A 16372-nucleotide genomic window follows, 5' to 3' on the forward strand; every position below is an offset into this window, starting at 1 on the left:
TCGATGCGTACCGAACAGGTGACTTCCGTGACTTCCAAAAAGCAACGTACGAGCCCGAATCCCCTTCAGTGGTTGGGTTATTCAGTGGGGCGCAAGCTGCCCGATTCCATGCAGGAATGGGTGCGAAACGACCTGATCGGTGACTGGGCTGTGCCGCGTCACCTGATCCGCAGCATGGTGCCGTTCATTCCAGTCTTCGCGGCCTTCATGCTCTTCCCCGGGCCGTTGGCCCTGCGGGCATCGATGGTGCTACTCGGAGTACTTCTGGCACTGTTCTATTCGGTCTCCTACATGGCTCAGAACAGGTCGCGTCGCCTCGAGCGTCACGGTTTGCCTTCCGACCTCGAGAACCCGAAGAAGATCTCGCGCCACGACGCCGAGAAGGCCGCCTACGAGAAGCTGCACGGCGGCCCCGCGACGTAGCACCTCGGTCACATACCGTGGAGGGCGCTGCCGCCGTTCATCTCACAGACGCGTTGCTCCACGGCCGCCGAGAAGCCGCCCACAGGCTCGGTCGAACGAAGAGCCGATTCGACATCTTGCTCGACCAGGTATCCGTTGATCGCGATTGCCGCCGTCGACCCGGCAGCGGCAGCGCCTATCACCTGAGCGCGAGGGTCGACGACGTTGCCGGCGCCCCAGACGCCTGGAACGCTGGTGGCGCCGGAAGGGTCGACAGCCACGAATCCCGTAGGGCCGGTTTTGCACCCGAGTCGCGTCAGATGCGCGTCGTTCGGAATGAAACGCGGCGCAACGAACAGTGCTGAGCGAGGGACTAATTGCCCGTTGTCGAGTTCGACGGCCTTCAGTTCGCCTCTCTCGCAAATCAATCCAGAGGCTAGTCCGTCTACGATGGTCACCCCACGCGCAGCAAGTCGCGCGCGTTCGTCACGGGTGAGTGAGATGTGGTGGGGGAAGAACGTCACATCCGACGACCACTGTCGGAGTAGAAACGCCTGGTGAAGTGACATCTCGCGAGCATCGCCGCCGAGAACGCCGATCGGCTCGTCACTGATCTCGTATGCATGGCAGTACGGGCAATGGAGCACGCTCTGTCCCCAAAGCTCCCGAATACCCGGTATTTCCGGGAGTGAATCCCGTAGGCCCGTGGCAATGAGCAGAGTGCGGGTCTCGAGGGTTGTGCCTCCTGAAAGTTCGACGACAAAGCCGGGTTCGATACCGCGCCAGGAGACGTCGACGACGTCATCGCGATTGAATTCCACTCCGTACGTCTGCAATTCGCTGCGCCCGACGGCAAGCAACTCACCGGGCGCCATGCCGTCTCGCGAGAGGAAGCCGTGCATGTGTGCTGCCGGCGCGTTGCGCGGTTTGCCGGAATCGATGACGGCGACCGTGCGCCGCGCACGACCCAACACCAGGGCTGCGCTGAGTCCGGCGGCGCCACCGCCGACGATCACGGCGTCGAGGATCTCTGTTTCAGTGTGTGTTCGCATGAGCACAGGTTGCCTGCGGACGAGAAGTTTCAGCAACTATTGTTGCCATTTCTGGGAATCGTCGTCAGACTCGGACCATGAATGTCAACGGTCCGCACATCGATGCCGCCATCTCGCAGATCGGCGCGCGCCTCAAACGCATTCGTACACAGAGGAACGTCACGCTCACAGCGCTGTCCGAGTCCACCGGTATTTCGAAGAGCACTCTGTCGAGGCTCGAAGCGGGGGAGCGTCGCCCGAGTCTGGAGTTGCTGCTTCCGATCGCGCTTGCCCACCAAGTGCCGTTGGACCAGCTGGTGGCGGCACCGCAGGTCGCCGATCCGCGCATCCAGAGTGCGCCTCGAAGCGTCAGTGGGCGAACGGTATTGCCGTTGACTCGGCAACCGGGTGGGTTGCAGGCATTCAAGATGACCATCCCCGCAAGCCAGACGGAACCGGACCCCCAAGTGCACGACGGCTACGAATGGCTGTACGTGTTGTCGGGGAGGTTGCGGTTGGTGTTGGCCGATCACGACATCGTGATGGGTACGGGTGAAGCTGCTGAATTCGACACCCGAAACCCGCATTGGTTCGGCAGTGACGGCCGCGGCCCGGTCGAGGTGCTGAGTCTGTTCGGCCCGCAAGGAGAACGCATCCACGTACGGGCCAAGCCTTCGGCGAAGTGACGGACAGTCATACTTTGTTCGATGCAGGCGGAAGCAAAGTGGACGGTGAGGGATCTGTGCGAATCGAAGTTGACGACTTGAGCCGGGATGCGGTCCGTGCCTTACTGACCGAACATCTCGCCGACATGCATGCGACCTCGCCTGCGGACAGCGTTCACGCGCTGGACGTCGCAGGTCTGATGGATAGCTCCGTGACCATGTGGACGTTGTGGAGCGAAGGCGACGAGCTACTCGGTTGTGTAGCTCTGAAGGAACGGTCGTCGAGCGGTGGTGAAATCAAGTCGATGCGAACATCTTCGGCCGCTCGAGGGCGCGGAGTGGGAACGCGACTTCTTCAACACGTCGTGGACGAGTCAAGACAACGAGGCTACCGGCAACTCGAATTGGAGACCGGTACGCAAGACTTCTTCGACCCGGCACGGCGACTTTATGCAAAATTCGGGTTTGTGCCGTGTCCACCGTTCGGGAACTACCGCGAAGATCCGAGCAGCGCCTTCTTTGTTCTCACGCTGTGAACAGTTCTCGCACTGTGAGCAGTCCTCACGCAATGAACATTCGGGCAGTGACGAGTCGTACTGCGCTGTCGAAGTTCATGATTGCGGTGTCGAGCACCAGCCGTTCCACGGTCCACGGTTCGTAGTCTCGATCCAGGATTTCCTGCCACGTAGGTAGTACAAGATCCGGGATGTCGACGACACGCTGCTCCGCGCGTCGGCGATGCTCGTCGGGATCCGAACAGACGACCTCGACGTTGAGCAAGCGCGCCGAATTTTGTTGTGCGGTAGCGGACCAGGCGTTTCGTGTCACCTCGACCGGGTTGACGCATTCGACCACGACCGAGAGCCCCAGTCGCAATTGTTCGGCGGCGAGTGCGTACCCGGTGATGTATCCAGCGGTCCCGGATACATCAGCGATACCGCTGCGGGTCAGTGCCTGTTCGATGGTATCGATCCGCACGTAGGGAATCTGGTGATGCCGGGCAAGTGCCCGCGCGATCGTCGACTTGCCGGTGGCCGGCAAACCACCGATCACGACCAGTGTTGCGCGGGCCGACGGCTGCGGGTTGTGTCCGGCATCCACCATCCTCGAAATGTACGGGGCGTCGTCGATTTACGCCGACTCGCCCCGTACTCCTCTCAGTTCGGGATCGCGAACTCTCGAGCTTCGAATGCCAAGTCGTCGGCGGCGGATTCCATCCGAGCCGTCGCACGGTTGGGCGCTGTCAGCACTGCGACAATCGGAACTGCCAACGCCAGCAAGCCGAGAACGAAGACGGGGAAGAGGAAGGAGAACACTTCGAGCCCCTGCGGCGCCGGGGCTGCCGCGTCGTGGACAACTTCGACTGCGGCCATTCCGGTGTAGTGCATACCGACGACCGCGATACCCATGATGATTCCGGCGACAAAACGCAGAATCGTGGACTCGAGCACCATGGTGAACCACAATGCGGCGGTGCCGGCGACGACTGCGATGAGAACCGACAGTGCAACGAAGAGCAGGTCGTAGTGGATCTCGCCCTGAAAGCGCAAGGCGCGCATACCCGTGTAATGCATGATGTTCACGGCGAGACCGGTCACCAGGCCCCCGATCAGAAGCCGCGTCCAGCGGAATTCGGTCCCGATGATCAGCAGACCGACGAACACGGCGCCCACCGAGATGATCGCAGAGATCACGGTCCATCCGAGGTTGTATCGAATGGGACTGCCGGGGACTGCGAAGCCGAGCATGGCGATGAAATGCATCAGCCAGATGGCGACGCCACCGATCGACAGGGCAGCCATGGCGAGCCATCGCATGCGTGTGGCGGTTGTCGTCGCCGACGCTGAATGCCTGGTGCACGCCAGGCCGACTACCGACCCGACCACGGACACGACGTAGGCGAGCCCGAGCAGCCAGATTCCCATCGAGAAATGGTGCATTTCATCCGACATGCCAGTTCCTTTCGGTGACGATTCGCATCTGGTGATTCATCTAGACGACTGCTTCGGCTGCGAGTCGTTCGAGGGAGTACTCGGTGATGGCGATCAACGCGCGTTTGGCCGATTCGCGGTTACGGGCGTCGATCTCGATCATGGGAACGCGGTTGGGCAGAGCCAACGCCTGCCGGAGATCGCTCGCCGAATGGATTGGTGCGCCGTCGAAACGGTTGACCGCCACGATGAACGGGAGCCCTCGCGCCTCGAAGAAGTCGACTGCGGCGAAGCTGTCTTCAAGGCGGCGAGTGTCGACCAGAATGACCGCACCGATCGCACCGGTGATGAGGTCGTCCCACATGAACCAGAAGCGGCGCTGCCCCGGGGTTCCGAATAGATAGAGGACCAGGTCGTCGGCGAGAGTGATTCGTCCGAAGTCCATCGCGACCGTCGTGGTGCTCTTGTCGGGAGTTGATCCGAGATTGTCGATACCGTCGCTGGCGTCGGTGACCATGGCCTCCGTGCGAAGGGGGACGATTTCGGAGACGGTCCCCACAAGCGTTGTCTTGCCAACACCGAAACCCCCGGCGATCACGATTTTGGTCGATTTCACGCGAGACGATGAGTCAGAGTGCCCGAAGTCCACTGAGGGTCCTTTCGATCAGTTCGCGTCGCTCGACTCGAGATGCGTCGCTTCGCAGAGTGGCATGTATTTCCAGTGATCCGGCTACTACGAGGTCGGCAACCAGTACCCGCACGACTCCGATCGGAACACCCAGGTGGGCAGCGATCTCGGCTATCGAGATCCGCTGCTCACACAGTGCGACAATCGACGCACGAATATCCTGCGGTGCAAGATTGTTCGAGACCACGTCTTCGATCGTCGCGATGATCGCTTCGAGCGGGAGGTCGATGGACGGCAGGGTCCGACCTTCGGTGAGCGCGTACGGCCGGACCAAGCTCGGTTCGGCGTCGTCGTACTCGGATTGGTGGTGAGGCATCGGACTCAAATACCCTGCGATGTTCGCGGAGCAATGTCCATGGTTGTCCCGACGCGATCGACGAGAGTCGCCATTTCGTAACCGATCTGGCCGATGTCGCATCCGGCAACGGCGAGGGCGGCAAGGTAAGCACCACTACCGACACCCATGAGAAGTAGGTACCCGTTCTCCATCTCGACGACGGACTGCATGACGGCCCCACCGTCGAAGAGGCGTGATGCACCCGCGGACAGGCTGGCGAGTCCGGAAGTGACAGCGGCCAATTGATCCGCCCGATCGAGCGGCAGGTGTGTGCTCGAGGCCGTCAACAACCCGTCGGCTGAGACGATGATCGCGTGACTCACACCCGGCACGTCTCGGGCAAAAGCCGAAACCAGCCAGTCGAGTGCGCGGGGAGTCTCTTGGGCTCCGACAGTGTTCACTGTTCTCCTTCATCGTTGTGCAACATCGTGGACGATTCGAAAGACTGTCCGCCATCGCGCTGATGGTCGGCGGCGTGCCGCCGCCCTCGTTGTACTCCGGATTGGTAACTGCTCCAACCGCGTTGGACGTCCGCCGGATTGGATGCGTGACGCTGAGTCGAGCCGCCACCGCCGACGGCGCCAGGAACCAGCCGGGCTCCGCGGTCCCGAATGGGAAGTCCGGAATCGGCGATCTTGGTGACCGGCATTTCGAATGACGTTCGAGCAGCCACCCAGCCTTGATCGGCGTCCGTGGTCCACGAGCTGCCGGTGGAAGCCGCCGACGTCTCCGCCGTCGGATCGACAAGCCACTCCGACACCATCCGGGCAAAAATCGGCATCGTGGACGGGGCGGCGGGCGCGCCGTTCGAGTTGCCGTCGCCTGCGCTGTCAGCGCGCGCCGATGGTCGGGCAGAGAGCCCGTCACGGGTACGCGAGGAGAAGAACGCCGCAGTATTTGTCGGTGTCGGGGCTGAGAGCCGGTGCCGTGGCGGCGGAGTTGTCGACGGTTGGGGACCCACCGGAATCTCGGGACCCTGTGCCGGCGAGGTGAATTCCGGCGACGGAGCCCGAACGGGAAGGGCCGTTGGTGTTTCTGTCCCCGAGGGATCGAGCAGAGGAGCGAAGGATGACACCGACGAAGTGGGTGCCGGAGAAGTCGGAGTCGAGGTGCTGACCGCCGGTACTCCGCTGGTGCCCGGGGTTCGACGCGGTAGCCCCGAAGGTGCCGTTGCCGGCGGCGTCGACTGCGGTGTGATCGGGGCGAACGTCTCAGTCCGATCGGTGCTGTTGGCGGGTGTTCGACGCGGGAGATCAGCGAAGCTTCTGGTCGCAGGCCGCGGAGGTGCGGATTCGGTCGGGACGGGCTGTGACCATGACGGTGCCGACGGTGCCGACGGTGCGAACGGTGCAGACGTTGCGGGAGGGGGAGTCCGATCGAGCGTGGGAACGGGTCCGGTTCGCGGCGTGCGGATCTCGGGTGCCCGAGAAGAATCGAGGATCGACGTCGGTAGGAGCACCGTGGCGGTGATGCCGCTGTGTGTCGACGACGTCGCCGTCGGGCGCAGGCGCACAGAGATGTTGTAGCGACGACTGATTCGGCTCACGACGAACAAACCCATGCGACGCGCTGTATCTGCGCTCATCTCGCCGCCGGCGGCGAGGCGTTCGTTGGCATCGAGGATATCGGCAGGTGACATGCCGATACCGAGATCAGCGACCTCGACGATCATGGAGCCGTCGATGGTGCGGGCGGCGTTGATGGAGACGGTGGTTTCAGGTGGGGAGTACCGCAGCGAATTGTCGAGCAGCTCGGCGATGAGGTGAACGACGTCCGGGGCCGCATGACCGGTGACGACTCCGGGCGGAATCTGCCCGAGTTCGACGCGTCGATACTCCTCGACGCCTGACACGGCGGCACGAAGGGTATCGCCGAGGGCGATGGGGGCGGTCCTGGCGCGGCGTACATCGGTTCCGGCGAGAACCAACAAGTTGTCGCCGTTTCGGCGCATTCTCGCGGCGATATGGTCGAGGCGGAACAGATTCTCGAGGCGACGCGGGTCGTCTTCGTCCTGCTCGAGCTGTTCGATCAAACCGAGTTGCTGGTCGACGAGGGACTTGTTACGCCTCGACAGCGTTTCGAACATGTCGTTGACCTGGCGCCGCAGGGTGGCCTGCTCGCCGGCCAGCGTGATGGCCTGACCGTGCATGTCGTCCACCGCGCGTGCAAGCTCGCCGATTTCCTCGTGGGTGCGGATCGGGACACGGGCGAAGTCGACGTCGTCGATACTGGCACCTGCGCGAATTCGTTCGATCGCGTCGGGGAGTCCGCGTCTCGCTGCCTGCAATGCGGCAAATCGCAGCCGACGGATCGGATCGATGAGCGATCGGCTGATGACGAGGGCGATGGCCAGCGCCAGCAGGACCGCGCCGAGCACAATTGCGGTATCGCGAAGTGCCGCGGTTCGTGCGGCGTTGGATTCAGCGGTGACGGTATCGCCGAACTCGGTGACGGTGGTGTCGGTCAGGCTGTTGTACTGCTCGTTTCCAGATTTCAGATCGGTGCCGACGCGGCTCCCCAGGGGAGAAGTCGACGGAGTCGATCCGAGTGCGTTGATCCGGTTCTGAGCCGAGTTGCTGAGGTCCTGGACGGTGTCGTTGGTTCCGTCGATCGTGAGGATGTTGTTCAGAGCGACCAGTTCGGCGCCGGCAGCGCTGACCATCGAGGTGCGAGCCTGCTGGTCCGGATCGCCTGAGCCGAAGAGGATTCGTTGTTCGGCCAAGGCTCGTCGCGCTTCCCAGAGTGCGGACAGTCGACCACCCTGTTCACGCAGGACTGGGCGCTGAGAATGCTCGACGACGCTGGTGAAGGTGCCGGAAAGGGCTCGTGAGACCTCACCGACCCGCGAAACCAGGCGAGCGGGTGCCACCGCGCCGGCGGCGATCTCCTCGGTGATGGAACGGCTCTCGGCCAACGCCGAAGTCACTTGGTCGTTGAGGGCATCGTCGGACTGGAACGTGCGGGCGGCATCGACAAGTTGGTCCATCGCATCGGAGACTGCTTGCGTGGCAGGAGCGGTGTCGGAGCGTGCCGATGCCGCTTCGGCGAGTTCGTACAATGCCGATTCCAGATTGATCGCTGCTGGCACTGCGAGGGCGCGCTCGGACGAGGAACTCAGCTGCGCGGCTTCTTCGAGTTCTGTCTGAACTCGAAGGGCTCCGAGGACAACGGCGACGATCATCGGCAATGCGAGGACAGCGATGACCTTCCATCCCAGGCGCCATTCGCCGATCGACCACCAAGAGGTTGTCGTGTGTGAATCGTGTTTCATGCGGAACATGGCCCCTTCACGTCAACCCCCCGTGGGTCATTGCCCGAACCCCTTCGATCCGGTTTGACCAGAAGGAGTAGTTAGCTGAACGGTAACAGACTGTTCGCTGGCTCGCTACATTCCAGGTGTCTCAACGGATCGACCATGACTATATCGGGATTGTAAGGCCAGGTGAAAGGCTAAACGGACAAGTGCGGCGAATAGGATAGCCGAGTTGTTCGATTTGGTAGCTATCTGAACTTTGGTTCGTAAGCGTGAGGGATCTCTCCGCAACGGTGTCTGACTCTGCACCGAACGTCGAGGACAGGTCCGTACGAGGCGGACCCGCGTGTCAGACTGTGGAAACCGCGCCGATGACCGATTCGAACCTTGGAGACGTAATGGGTGGACCTGCTCGCGATGCGTTGCGCGCGATCGCGGAACTGCTGGCCCCGAACAGCTCGACAGTCATCGACCGTGTGACTCTCGCAATCGACTACCCGGAACGGTATGTCGCAGTACAGAACGAGCTGTACTCACAGAAGCTCGAGAAGCCACACCCCGAATTGGCGTGGTTCGCTCTCGTCGACGCGTTGCACGAACAAGAACTCCTCGTCTGGGTGGACTGGAACGAGGACGCGGGCGAGGTTCTCGGCCAGCTGCGAGAGCTGAAGTCTTCGCCCGCAAGTGCGGGATCGTGGGAGTGGGCAGACAGCCTTGCCGCTGCCTTCGATCGAGCTGCCGGACTGGAATCGCTTCTCGCGCGGGTGGGCGACAACATCGCCGGGGCAGGCGTTTCCGTGGCCTGGCTCGACAGCGACAGCGATACGTTTCTCGTTGTGCTCGTCCCGAGTGATCGAGCCGCAACACTCGTCGAACTCTCGCTGACAACCGGGCACAGCGTCCGCGTGTTCTAGTGTCTCAGCGTTTACCGAGGAGACGACGGAATCCCTCGATTCGGTCGCTGAGTCTGGGCGGCGTGCGCTCGGGGTCCATCAGCGCGTTTTCAGCGAGCACGTGGTCTTCGCCGTCCACTGTGTTCCGGTCGAATTCGCGCAGACTGCGAGCGTTGGAAGACGCAAGACTGCGAACCGTCGACAACAGTGAGCGCTCACGCAATGCGTCGTCGACTTCTTCCTCGGTGACGTCGAGGTGCTCGCTGAGCAGACGGCGCCTCAAACCGATGATCGAGGCCCGCAACTCGACGTCTGCGTCGTCGTCGGATTCGACGGCGATATCACACTCGGTGTCGAAGCCCATAGAGCGGTTGTTGAGGTTCGACGACCCGATTCGCAGGAGACGATCGTCCATCACGAGAACCTTGGCGTGTACGTAAATAGGTGCGCCAGAAGAGGTCACGGGATAAAACGCACCGAATCGGTTGTGGATATCGGCGGCCCACAGCAGATGCAACAGGTCGTGGCGCGCCCCGTCCATCGCCTTTTGTTCCAGCCAACCGTCGGCGTTGCGCGGAATGACCAGAACGATCTCCGGTCCGTCGTCCTCACGCAGGCGCGCGGCAATCGCCTCTGCCAGAGTGCGTGAGGCGAGGTACTGGCTTTCGATGTACAGCGTGTGCTCGGCCCCGGCGATGGCCGCGAGATACAGCGCCTCGATCTCACGCACCTCCGTGCGTTCGCCGAGTTCCGGCAATGTTCTGGCGACGGCTACGTCGACAACCCGCAAGGTGGGCGCCAGATTGACGGGCCACGGAGTCGCAGTGCTCTCGACCGGTGTCAGATCCTCGCCGGTTGCGGATTTCCAGCGTGCCCGCGCCAATTCGCCGATGGCCGCCGCCGCATTGCCGTCGACCGCCGTGGTCGCGTCATGCCAAGGGCCGTAACGCCTTCCGCTCGGCGTGATTCGGTAATCGTTTCGGTCGACGTGATCCGAGGTGTCCCAGCGGTCCACAGTCATGTCGATGCCGCCGCAGAACGCCAGGGCGTCGTCGATGACGATGATCTTCTGGTGGTGCGCCGCACCCACCGGATGGGCGCCGTCGATCTCGAACCGAAGGCGCTCGTCGGTCAACCAGTTGGACACGAAGACAGGAGTCATACCGCGGCCGATTGCGGTGAACGCCCCGATGTTCCATTTGAGTACGAGGATTTCGAGGTCAGGTTTCTCGCGCACCAGCCAGCGGAGGAACATCCCCAACCTGTTGGGGCCGTCGAGCGTCTGCTTGCCTGGTTCGAGTTTGATACGCGTGTCGAAGTCCCAGCCGATCAACATGATTCGCTTCTCGGCTTGCAACATCGCGGACTTCGCATGGTGAAAGTAGTCAGCGGCGTCGACGATGCAGGCAAGATTGTCCGCCGGCTCGATGCGCCAGCAGGTTTCGCCCGGAACAAGAATTCTGTTCATTCGCCGATCCCCAGGTAAGACGTCAGCTCACGAGCCGCCGCTTGGCCCGCGCGGTTGGCTCCGATCGTCGAAGACGACGGACCGTATCCCACCAAGTGCACGCGAGGGTCGGCTTCGACCTGCGTGGCGAGGCGTCCTGTCATCGGGATTCCGCCACCCGGCCCTCGTAGGTGCAACGGAGCCAGGTGATCGAGAGAGCTACGAAATCCGGTGCACCACAGGATGACATCGGCATCGATAGCGGTGCCGTCGGCCCACTTCACGCCGTTCGGAAGGATTTCGGAGAACATCGGGAGTCGATTCATCACACCACGCTCACGTGCTGCCCGAATGGCAGGCGTTACGGGGAGGCCGGTGACCGAAACAACGGATCCCGGTGGCAGACCGCGTCGTACACGATCCTCGACCATGGCCACCGCAGCGCGGCCGATGTCCGGCGTGAACGGCTCGTCGCGGAACTCCGGTTCGCGGCGCGTCACCCAGGTGGTGGTCGTGACGCGTGAGATCTCGTCGAGCAGTTGGACGGCCGAGATCCCGCCGCCGACTACGACAACATGTTTGCCTTCGAACTCCGCGGCGGTTCGATAGTCCTTCGTGTGGAGCTGTCGGCCACGAAATGAATCGGCCCCAGGGTAATGGGGAATGAAGGGTCGCTCCCAGGTTCCCGTCGCGTTGATCAAGCCTCGGGCCGCGAACACTCCGTGGTCGGTCTCGATCCGCAGTCGCTCTTCCCTCGGGCACACCACTCGCGTGTGTACCGGGCGGTGGACGGGAAGTTCGAATTGCTTTTCGTACAGTTCGAAGTAGTGGGGGACCGCCACCGATGCAGGCACCTGTTGGGCGTCGGTCCCGGTGGTTTCCGCGAAAGACATTCCCGGGAGGTCATGCACACCGTTGACGGTGCTCAGTGTCAGGCTCGGCCAACGGAACTGCCACGCTCCGCCCGGACCGGACGCATGATCGAGCACCACGAACCCCGATTCGGGTGCGATTCCGAACTTGCGCAGGTAGTACGCGGCGGAGAGTCCGGCCTGTCCTGCGCCGATCACCACCACGTCAACCGGGTGTGGTTGCTGTGCGGCAAGGTCGTCTGTACTCATCGGTAATCTAACCTCCTGATGTACAGAACTTAGCTGCAGAGAAGTATGCGGACGGTATCGGCGCCTCGGAACATCCCTGTGTCGAGCCTTCCAGAAACGAAAGAGAGCGGACATGATCGGGTTCTCCCGTGACGGCAACGTCGTGACCATCGAGTTGCAGCGTCACGAGCGTCGTAATGCGCTCAGCGCGGAACTCTGCATCGCGATACGGGACGCGATGAATGCGGCAGTCGCCGAGCATGCGCACGTCGTCGTCATCACCGGTGAGGGATCGGCGTTCTGTGCAGGGGCAGACCTCTCCGGTGACGTCTACATGGAGGGCTTCACCGACCGCCTGTTCGAGATGCTTCGGTCGATCGACACGGCGCCCATCCCGGTCATCGCTGCCGTCAACGGTCCGGCCATCGGCGCGGGTACGCAGTTGGCCATCGCGTCGGATCTGCGCGTCGTAGCACCGAGCGCTCGCTTCGGAATCCCGGCAGCGACCCTCGGTGTCTCGGTGGACAAGTGGACCATGCGCCGGCTCGCGTCGCTGGTCGGCGGCGGTCCCGCGCGCACCATCCTGCTCGGGATCGAGCAGATCGGCGCTGAGGAAGCCTTCACCCGCGGCCTCGCCAACAAGATCGGAACCCTCGCCGACGCCCAGGAGTGGGCGCACCGCATCGCGAATCTCGCACCGCTGTCCTTGCGGCACATGAAGATGGTCCTCAACGACGACGGCACCATGGAGGAGCAGTCTCCCGAGCAACTCGACGCCCTTCACGCCGCCTGGCTCAGCGAGGATGTCCAGGAAGCCCGCGCCGCCCGCATCGAAAACCGCCCTCCCGTATTCAAGGGAAAGTAAAGCCAGTTGCAGGGTACTCAGGCGCCACGCACGCGGGGCAGATAGTGGCTACGCTCGTCTGAATGAAGAAGACGACGCTTCTCGGAGTTGCTGCAGTTGCCGCGGCAACAGGATGGGTGGCGCGAGCCGCATGGGGAATCCCGACGCAGATCGGGGCATCGCGGAACACGGTGCAGCCGTATGCGGCGATGTCCCCGCGATACCGGGACCGGCAGTTCCACAATTCGGAGCCCAGCAGCACGTTGGTCCCGGGCACCGATGCCGGGATGTTCAAGTCGATGGCTACGCGAGGGTCGACGGGTCGGCCGCGTCAGCCGATTCCGTTGGCCACTCCGCTGGCACCGGCGGTAGCGGGCGACGCGGCGGTGACGTGGTACGGCCATTCGAGCGTTCTCGTCGAGGTCGACGGATACCGTGTTCTTGCTGATCCGGTGTGGAGCGAACGCGTATCACCTTCGGCCACAGTGGGTCCCGCACGAATGCATCCCGCTCCGGTGGCCTTGGCCGATCTGCCGGCGGTAGATGCGATCGTTATCTCGCATGATCACTACGACCATCTCGACATGGCGACGGTCAAGACTCTGACTCGCACACAGACGGCTCCGTTTGTCGTGCCGATCGGTATCGGTGCTCACTTACGGCACTGGAAGGTGCCCGAGAACCGGATCGTGGAATTGGACTGGGACGAGTCGACAAAAATCGACGAGCTGGTTCTCACGTGCACCGAGGCTCGTCACTTCTCCGGTCGCGGTCTCGTCCGGAACACGACCCAGTGGGCGTCATGGGTGTTCGCCGGTCCGAAGCACCGGGTCTTCTTCGGTGGTGACAGCGGATACACATCACGTTTCGAACAGCTGGGTGAAACCTATGGGCCTTTCGATCTGACGCTTCTCCCCGTCGGCGCGTACGACGTGCGCTGGCCGGACATTCACATGAATCCCGAAGAGGCAGTGCAGACGCACATCGACCTCAACAAGGGCGACGGGTCGCGCGGTGTATTCGTCCCGATTCACTGGGCGACCTTCAACCTCGCGTTTCACTCGTGGTCGGAGCCGATCATTCGCCTCAACGAGTCGGCCGCAGAGGCAGGCACGACCGTGTCGGTTCCGATGCCGGGCGGCAGGATCGACGCGTTGTCGCCCACACCTCCGTCGAAGTGGTGGATACCGCTGGGATGAGCGGGGAAGCGCCGCGGACGTGGTTGCCTTTCGAGTCGAACCCTGATTAGTTGCTCCGGGTGCGTAATCTTTGACCATGGCTCACGAGCACACCAGTTCAGAAGAGACAGCAGTGGCGGTCGCCCCTGAGCGATTGCCGGACGACGTCGACGTCGCCCGCGGTTTGACCGCCGATCAGGTTGCGGCCCGGATCGCGTCGGGGCAAACCAACGACGTGCCGGACCGGGCGTCCCGCTCGGTCAAGGACATCATTCGCGGCAACGTCTTCACTCGCATCAACGCGATCCTGACCGTGTTGTTGGTGATCGTGCTCGCGACGGGCTCGATCATCGACGGCATGTTCGGGTTGTTGATCATCGCGAACAGCGGCATCGGCATCATCCAGGAGATCCGCGCCAAGCGCACGCTCGACGCTCTGGCCATCGTGAGTCAGGCCAAGCCGATGGTCAGGCGTGACGGCGTCGCCGTGGCAATGGCACCCAAAGATGTTGTGCTCGAAGACATTATCGAACTCGGATCTGGTGACCAGATAGTCGTCGACGGCGAGGTGGTCAGTTCCGCCGCACTCGAGGTCGACGAATCGCTCCTGACGGGTGAAGCCGATCCGGTTCACAAGGCGAGCGGCCAGCAAGTGTTGTCGGGCAGTTTTGTTGCCGCGGGCAGTGGTGCATACCGCGCCACCAAGGTCGGCGGCGATGCATACGCGGCCAAGCTGGCCGAAGAGGCGAGCAAGTTCACCCTCGTGCATTCCGAACTGCGCAGCGGCATCGACAAGATCCTGAAATTCATCACTTACCTGATGATTCCGGCGGGTGCGCTGATCATCTTCAACCAGCTCTTCACCATCGGCCTGCCGATCCGACCGGCCCTCAACGGCATGGTGGCAGCTCTCGTTCCCATGGTTCCCGAAGGTCTTGTGCTGATGACCTCCATCGCATTTGCGGTCGGGGTCATCCGATTGGGCAAGCGCCAGTGCCTCGTTCAGGAGTTGCCGGCGATCGAGGGTCTGGCCCGCGTCGACGTGGTGTGTGCGGACAAGACCGGAACGCTGACCGAGAACGGCATGCGCCTGTCCGAGGTCGATGTCGCACCGGGCGGATCGGGGGAGGCTGCGGTCAAGTCTGCGCTGAGCGCGATGGCTGCTTCCGACCCTCGTCCCAACGCGAGTGTCCTGGCGATTCGCGAGTCGCTCTCCGACGATTCCGGGTGGGGCGAGGCGACAGCGGTGGCGCCGTTCTCCTCGGCGAAGAAGTGGAGCGGCCAGTCGTACGGCAGTCACGGTAACTGGGTACTCGGTGCCCCGGACGTTCTGCTCGATCCCGACTCGGAAATGGCCCGCAAGGCCGAGGAGGTGGGGTCGAGCGGACTTCGTGTCCTCATGCTCGGCAGCAGCGACCTCCCCGTCGACGACGCCGACGCACCGGGAACTGTCACCCCCGAAGCGCTGGTCGTACTCGAGCAGAAGGTGCGTCCGGACGCACAGGAGACGTTGGAGTACTTCGCCAGTCAGAAGGTGGCGGTCAAGGTCATTTCCGGCGACAACGCGGTTTCCGTCGGCGCCGTTGCGGGGTCACTCGGACTCGAAGGTGGCGACCGTCCGATCGATGCGCGGGAGCTGCCCAGCGATCAGGAAAAGCTGGCGGACACTCTCGACGGCGCAACAACCTTCGGTCGCGTGCGGCCGGATCAGAAGCGGGAAATGGTCGCTGCCTTGCAGTCTCGCGGACATACCGTCGCGATGACCGGTGACGGCGTCAACGACGTGCTCGCCCTCAAGGACGCCGACATCGGGGTCTCGATGGGTTCGGGCAGCCCGGCTACGCGAGCCGTGGCCCAGATCGTGCTGCTGGACAACAAGTTCGCGACGCTTCCGTACGTCGTCGCGGAAGGCCGCCGAGTGATCGGCAACATCGAGCGTGTGTCGAATCTGTTCCTGACCAAGACCGTCTACTCGGTGGTGCTTGCGTTCCTGATCGGCATCACCGGCGTCCTGTCCCAGGTCTTCGACTTCGAACCGCTGCCGTACCCGTTCCTTCCCCGCCACGTCACGATCGCAGCGTGGTTCACGATCGGTATCCCGGCCTTCATCTTGTCTCTGGCACCCAACAACGAGCGCGCGCGAACCGGTTTCGTCTCCCGCGTCATGCGCTTGGCGCTGCCGTCAGGTCTGATCATCGGCATCACCACGTTCATCTCCTACGTGCTGGCCTACCAAGGTCCGGACCAGACGGAGACCCAGAAGATCCAGGCCGGAACCAGCGCGCTCATCACGTTGATCATGATCGCCGTGTGGGTTCTGGCCGTTGTGGCCAGGCCGTACGTCTGGTGGAAGCTTGTTCTGATCGGTGGATCGGTAGCCGGTTATCTGATTCTGTTCGCTCTGCCGTTCACCCGAGAGTTCTTCAAACTGGATCCGAGCAACGTCGCTGCTACGACGCTCGCGATCACCCTCGGCGCGATCGGTGTTGTACTAGTGGAACTCTCGTGGTGGATCAGCGCACGCCTGCACGGGGAGAAACGGAAGATGTTCGCCACGCCGGACGACTTACCCGGCGAGCATCACCACGCGCACAGCGAGTAGA

The 16372-nt window shown here is 62.7% G+C and carries 16 protein-coding genes; 7 read left to right on the plus strand and 9 right to left on the minus strand.

What is annotated here, in order from left to right:
- The first annotated feature begins 3 nt into the window (after nt 1-3).
- Complete coding sequence (locus ACFQ6Y_RS10495) at nt 4-423, plus strand: DUF5313 family protein (RefSeq protein WP_378543847.1); 420 nt, start codon at nt 4-6, stop codon at nt 421-423.
- Nucleotides 424-431: 8 nt separating this feature from the next.
- Here the strand turns inward: ACFQ6Y_RS10495 and ACFQ6Y_RS10500 are convergent, their stop codons facing one another.
- Nucleotides 432-1460 carry an NAD(P)/FAD-dependent oxidoreductase gene (locus ACFQ6Y_RS10500; RefSeq protein WP_378631735.1) on the minus strand — a complete coding sequence of 343 codons (1029 nt, stop codon included), beginning with the start codon at nt 1458-1460 and terminating at the stop codon, nt 432-434.
- 71 nt (nt 1461-1531) lie between these two features.
- On the opposite strand from ACFQ6Y_RS10500, the gene ACFQ6Y_RS10505 reads away from it, so the two are divergent.
- Nucleotides 1532-2119: a helix-turn-helix domain-containing protein gene (locus ACFQ6Y_RS10505; RefSeq protein WP_037128769.1), complete on the plus strand. Its 588-nt coding sequence runs from the start codon at nt 1532-1534 to the stop codon at nt 2117-2119.
- A gap of 56 nt (nt 2120-2175) precedes the next feature.
- Entirely contained in the window at nt 2176-2634 is a 459-nt protein-coding gene (locus ACFQ6Y_RS10510; protein WP_378632847.1) for a GNAT family N-acetyltransferase, read from the plus strand.
- A 25-nt stretch (nt 2635-2659) separates the two neighbouring features.
- Here the strand turns inward: ACFQ6Y_RS10510 and ACFQ6Y_RS10515 are convergent, their stop codons facing one another.
- From ACFQ6Y_RS10515 to ACFQ6Y_RS10540, 6 genes are read right to left on the minus strand one after another with little or no spacing between them, the layout of a single operon-like run.
- Nucleotides 2660-3202: an AAA family ATPase gene (locus ACFQ6Y_RS10515; protein WP_378631737.1), complete on the minus strand. Its 543-nt coding sequence runs from the start codon at nt 3200-3202 to the stop codon at nt 2660-2662.
- A gap of 53 nt (nt 3203-3255) precedes the next feature.
- Nucleotides 3256-4050, minus strand: coding sequence for an MHYT domain-containing protein (locus ACFQ6Y_RS10520; protein ID WP_378532406.1), 795 nt, complete (start codon nt 4048-4050; stop codon nt 3256-3258).
- A gap of 40 nt (nt 4051-4090) precedes the next feature.
- Entirely contained in the window at nt 4091-4678 is a 588-nt protein-coding gene (locus tag ACFQ6Y_RS10525) for an ATP/GTP-binding protein (RefSeq protein ID WP_378446307.1), read from the minus strand.
- Complete coding sequence (locus ACFQ6Y_RS10530; RefSeq protein WP_019744850.1) at nt 4659-5033, minus strand: DUF742 domain-containing protein; 375 nt, start codon at nt 5031-5033, stop codon at nt 4659-4661. The genes ACFQ6Y_RS10525 and ACFQ6Y_RS10530 overlap by 20 nt, the downstream gene beginning before the upstream one ends.
- A 5-nt stretch (nt 5034-5038) precedes the next feature.
- Nucleotides 5039-5455: a roadblock/LC7 domain-containing protein gene (locus ACFQ6Y_RS10535; protein WP_003940329.1), complete on the minus strand. Its 417-nt coding sequence runs from the start codon at nt 5453-5455 to the stop codon at nt 5039-5041.
- Entirely contained in the window at nt 5452-8325 is a 2874-nt protein-coding gene (locus ACFQ6Y_RS10540) for an ATP-binding protein (RefSeq protein ID WP_378631739.1), read from the minus strand. The genes ACFQ6Y_RS10535 and ACFQ6Y_RS10540 overlap by 4 nt, the downstream gene beginning before the upstream one ends.
- 353 nt (nt 8326-8678) lie before the next feature.
- Here ACFQ6Y_RS10540 and ACFQ6Y_RS10545 point away from each other — a divergent pair, with 353 nt between their 5' ends.
- Nucleotides 8679-9221 (plus strand): hypothetical protein, encoded by a 543-nt coding sequence (locus ACFQ6Y_RS10545; protein ID WP_378631741.1) that lies wholly within the window; start codon nt 8679-8681, stop codon nt 9219-9221.
- A gap of 4 nt (nt 9222-9225) precedes the next feature.
- On the opposite strand, the gene ACFQ6Y_RS10550 is transcribed toward ACFQ6Y_RS10545, so the two are convergent.
- Entirely contained in the window at nt 9226-10668 is a 1443-nt protein-coding gene (locus ACFQ6Y_RS10550) for a phospholipase D-like domain-containing protein (protein ID WP_378631743.1), read from the minus strand.
- On the minus strand, nt 10665-11768 hold the full coding sequence (locus tag ACFQ6Y_RS10555; RefSeq protein WP_378631745.1) for an NAD(P)-binding domain-containing protein: 1104 nt from the start codon (nt 11766-11768) through the stop codon (nt 10665-10667). The genes ACFQ6Y_RS10550 and ACFQ6Y_RS10555 overlap by 4 nt, the downstream gene beginning before the upstream one ends.
- A gap of 112 nt (nt 11769-11880) precedes the next feature.
- Here ACFQ6Y_RS10555 and ACFQ6Y_RS10560 point away from each other — a divergent pair, with 112 nt between their 5' ends.
- The 3 genes from ACFQ6Y_RS10560 to ACFQ6Y_RS10570 all read left to right on the plus strand — a co-directional run bounded on the left by ACFQ6Y_RS10560 (nt 11881) and on the right by ACFQ6Y_RS10570 (nt 16371).
- Nucleotides 11881-12612, plus strand: a complete 732-nt coding sequence (locus ACFQ6Y_RS10560; protein ID WP_378446313.1) for an enoyl-CoA hydratase — start codon at nt 11881-11883, stop codon at nt 12610-12612.
- Between the two features lie 62 nt (nt 12613-12674).
- Nucleotides 12675-13790 (plus strand): MBL fold metallo-hydrolase, encoded by a 1116-nt coding sequence (locus ACFQ6Y_RS10565; protein ID WP_378532416.1) that lies wholly within the window; start codon nt 12675-12677, stop codon nt 13788-13790.
- A gap of 76 nt (nt 13791-13866) precedes the next feature.
- Nucleotides 13867-16371 carry an HAD-IC family P-type ATPase gene (locus ACFQ6Y_RS10570; protein WP_378631748.1) on the plus strand — a complete coding sequence of 835 codons (2505 nt, stop codon included), beginning with the start codon at nt 13867-13869 and terminating at the stop codon, nt 16369-16371.
- Nucleotide 16372: the final 1 nt, after the last annotated feature.

The sequence above is a fragment of the Rhodococcus sp. NPDC056516 genome (assembly GCF_042794655.1).
Taxonomy (GTDB): Bacteria; Actinomycetota; Actinomycetes; order Mycobacteriales; family Mycobacteriaceae; genus Rhodococcus_F.

What these genes read in the sequence shown, in the direction of transcription:
- ACFQ6Y_RS10495 (WP_378543847.1), top strand. Translation starts at nt 4, where the DNA reads ATGCGTACCGAACAGGTGACTTCCGTGACTTCCAAAAAGCAACGTACG.
- ACFQ6Y_RS10505 (WP_037128769.1), top strand. Translation starts at nt 1,532, where the DNA reads ATGAATGTCAACGGTCCGCACATCGATGCCGCCATCTCGCAGATCGGC.
- ACFQ6Y_RS10515 (WP_378631737.1), bottom strand. Translation starts at nt 3,202, where the DNA reads ATGGTGGATGCCGGACACAACCCGCAGCCGTCGGCCCGCGCAACACTG.
- ACFQ6Y_RS10520 (WP_378532406.1), bottom strand. Translation starts at nt 4,050, where the DNA reads ATGTCGGATGAAATGCACCATTTCTCGATGGGAATCTGGCTGCTCGGG.
- ACFQ6Y_RS10530 (WP_019744850.1), bottom strand. Translation starts at nt 5,033, where the DNA reads ATGCCTCACCACCAATCCGAGTACGACGACGCCGAACCGAGCTTGGTC.
- ACFQ6Y_RS10540 (WP_378631739.1), bottom strand. Translation starts at nt 8,325, where the DNA reads ATGAAACACGATTCACACACGACAACCTCTTGGTGGTCGATCGGCGAA.
- ACFQ6Y_RS10545 (WP_378631741.1), top strand. Translation starts at nt 8,679, where the DNA reads ATGACCGATTCGAACCTTGGAGACGTAATGGGTGGACCTGCTCGCGAT.
- ACFQ6Y_RS10550 (WP_378631743.1), bottom strand. Translation starts at nt 10,668, where the DNA reads ATGAACAGAATTCTTGTTCCGGGCGAAACCTGCTGGCGCATCGAGCCG.
- ACFQ6Y_RS10555 (WP_378631745.1), bottom strand. Translation starts at nt 11,768, where the DNA reads ATGAGTACAGACGACCTTGCCGCACAGCAACCACACCCGGTTGACGTG.
- ACFQ6Y_RS10560 (WP_378446313.1), top strand. Translation starts at nt 11,881, where the DNA reads ATGATCGGGTTCTCCCGTGACGGCAACGTCGTGACCATCGAGTTGCAG.
- ACFQ6Y_RS10565 (WP_378532416.1), top strand. Translation starts at nt 12,675, where the DNA reads ATGAAGAAGACGACGCTTCTCGGAGTTGCTGCAGTTGCCGCGGCAACA.
- ACFQ6Y_RS10570 (WP_378631748.1), top strand. Translation starts at nt 13,867, where the DNA reads ATGGCTCACGAGCACACCAGTTCAGAAGAGACAGCAGTGGCGGTCGCC.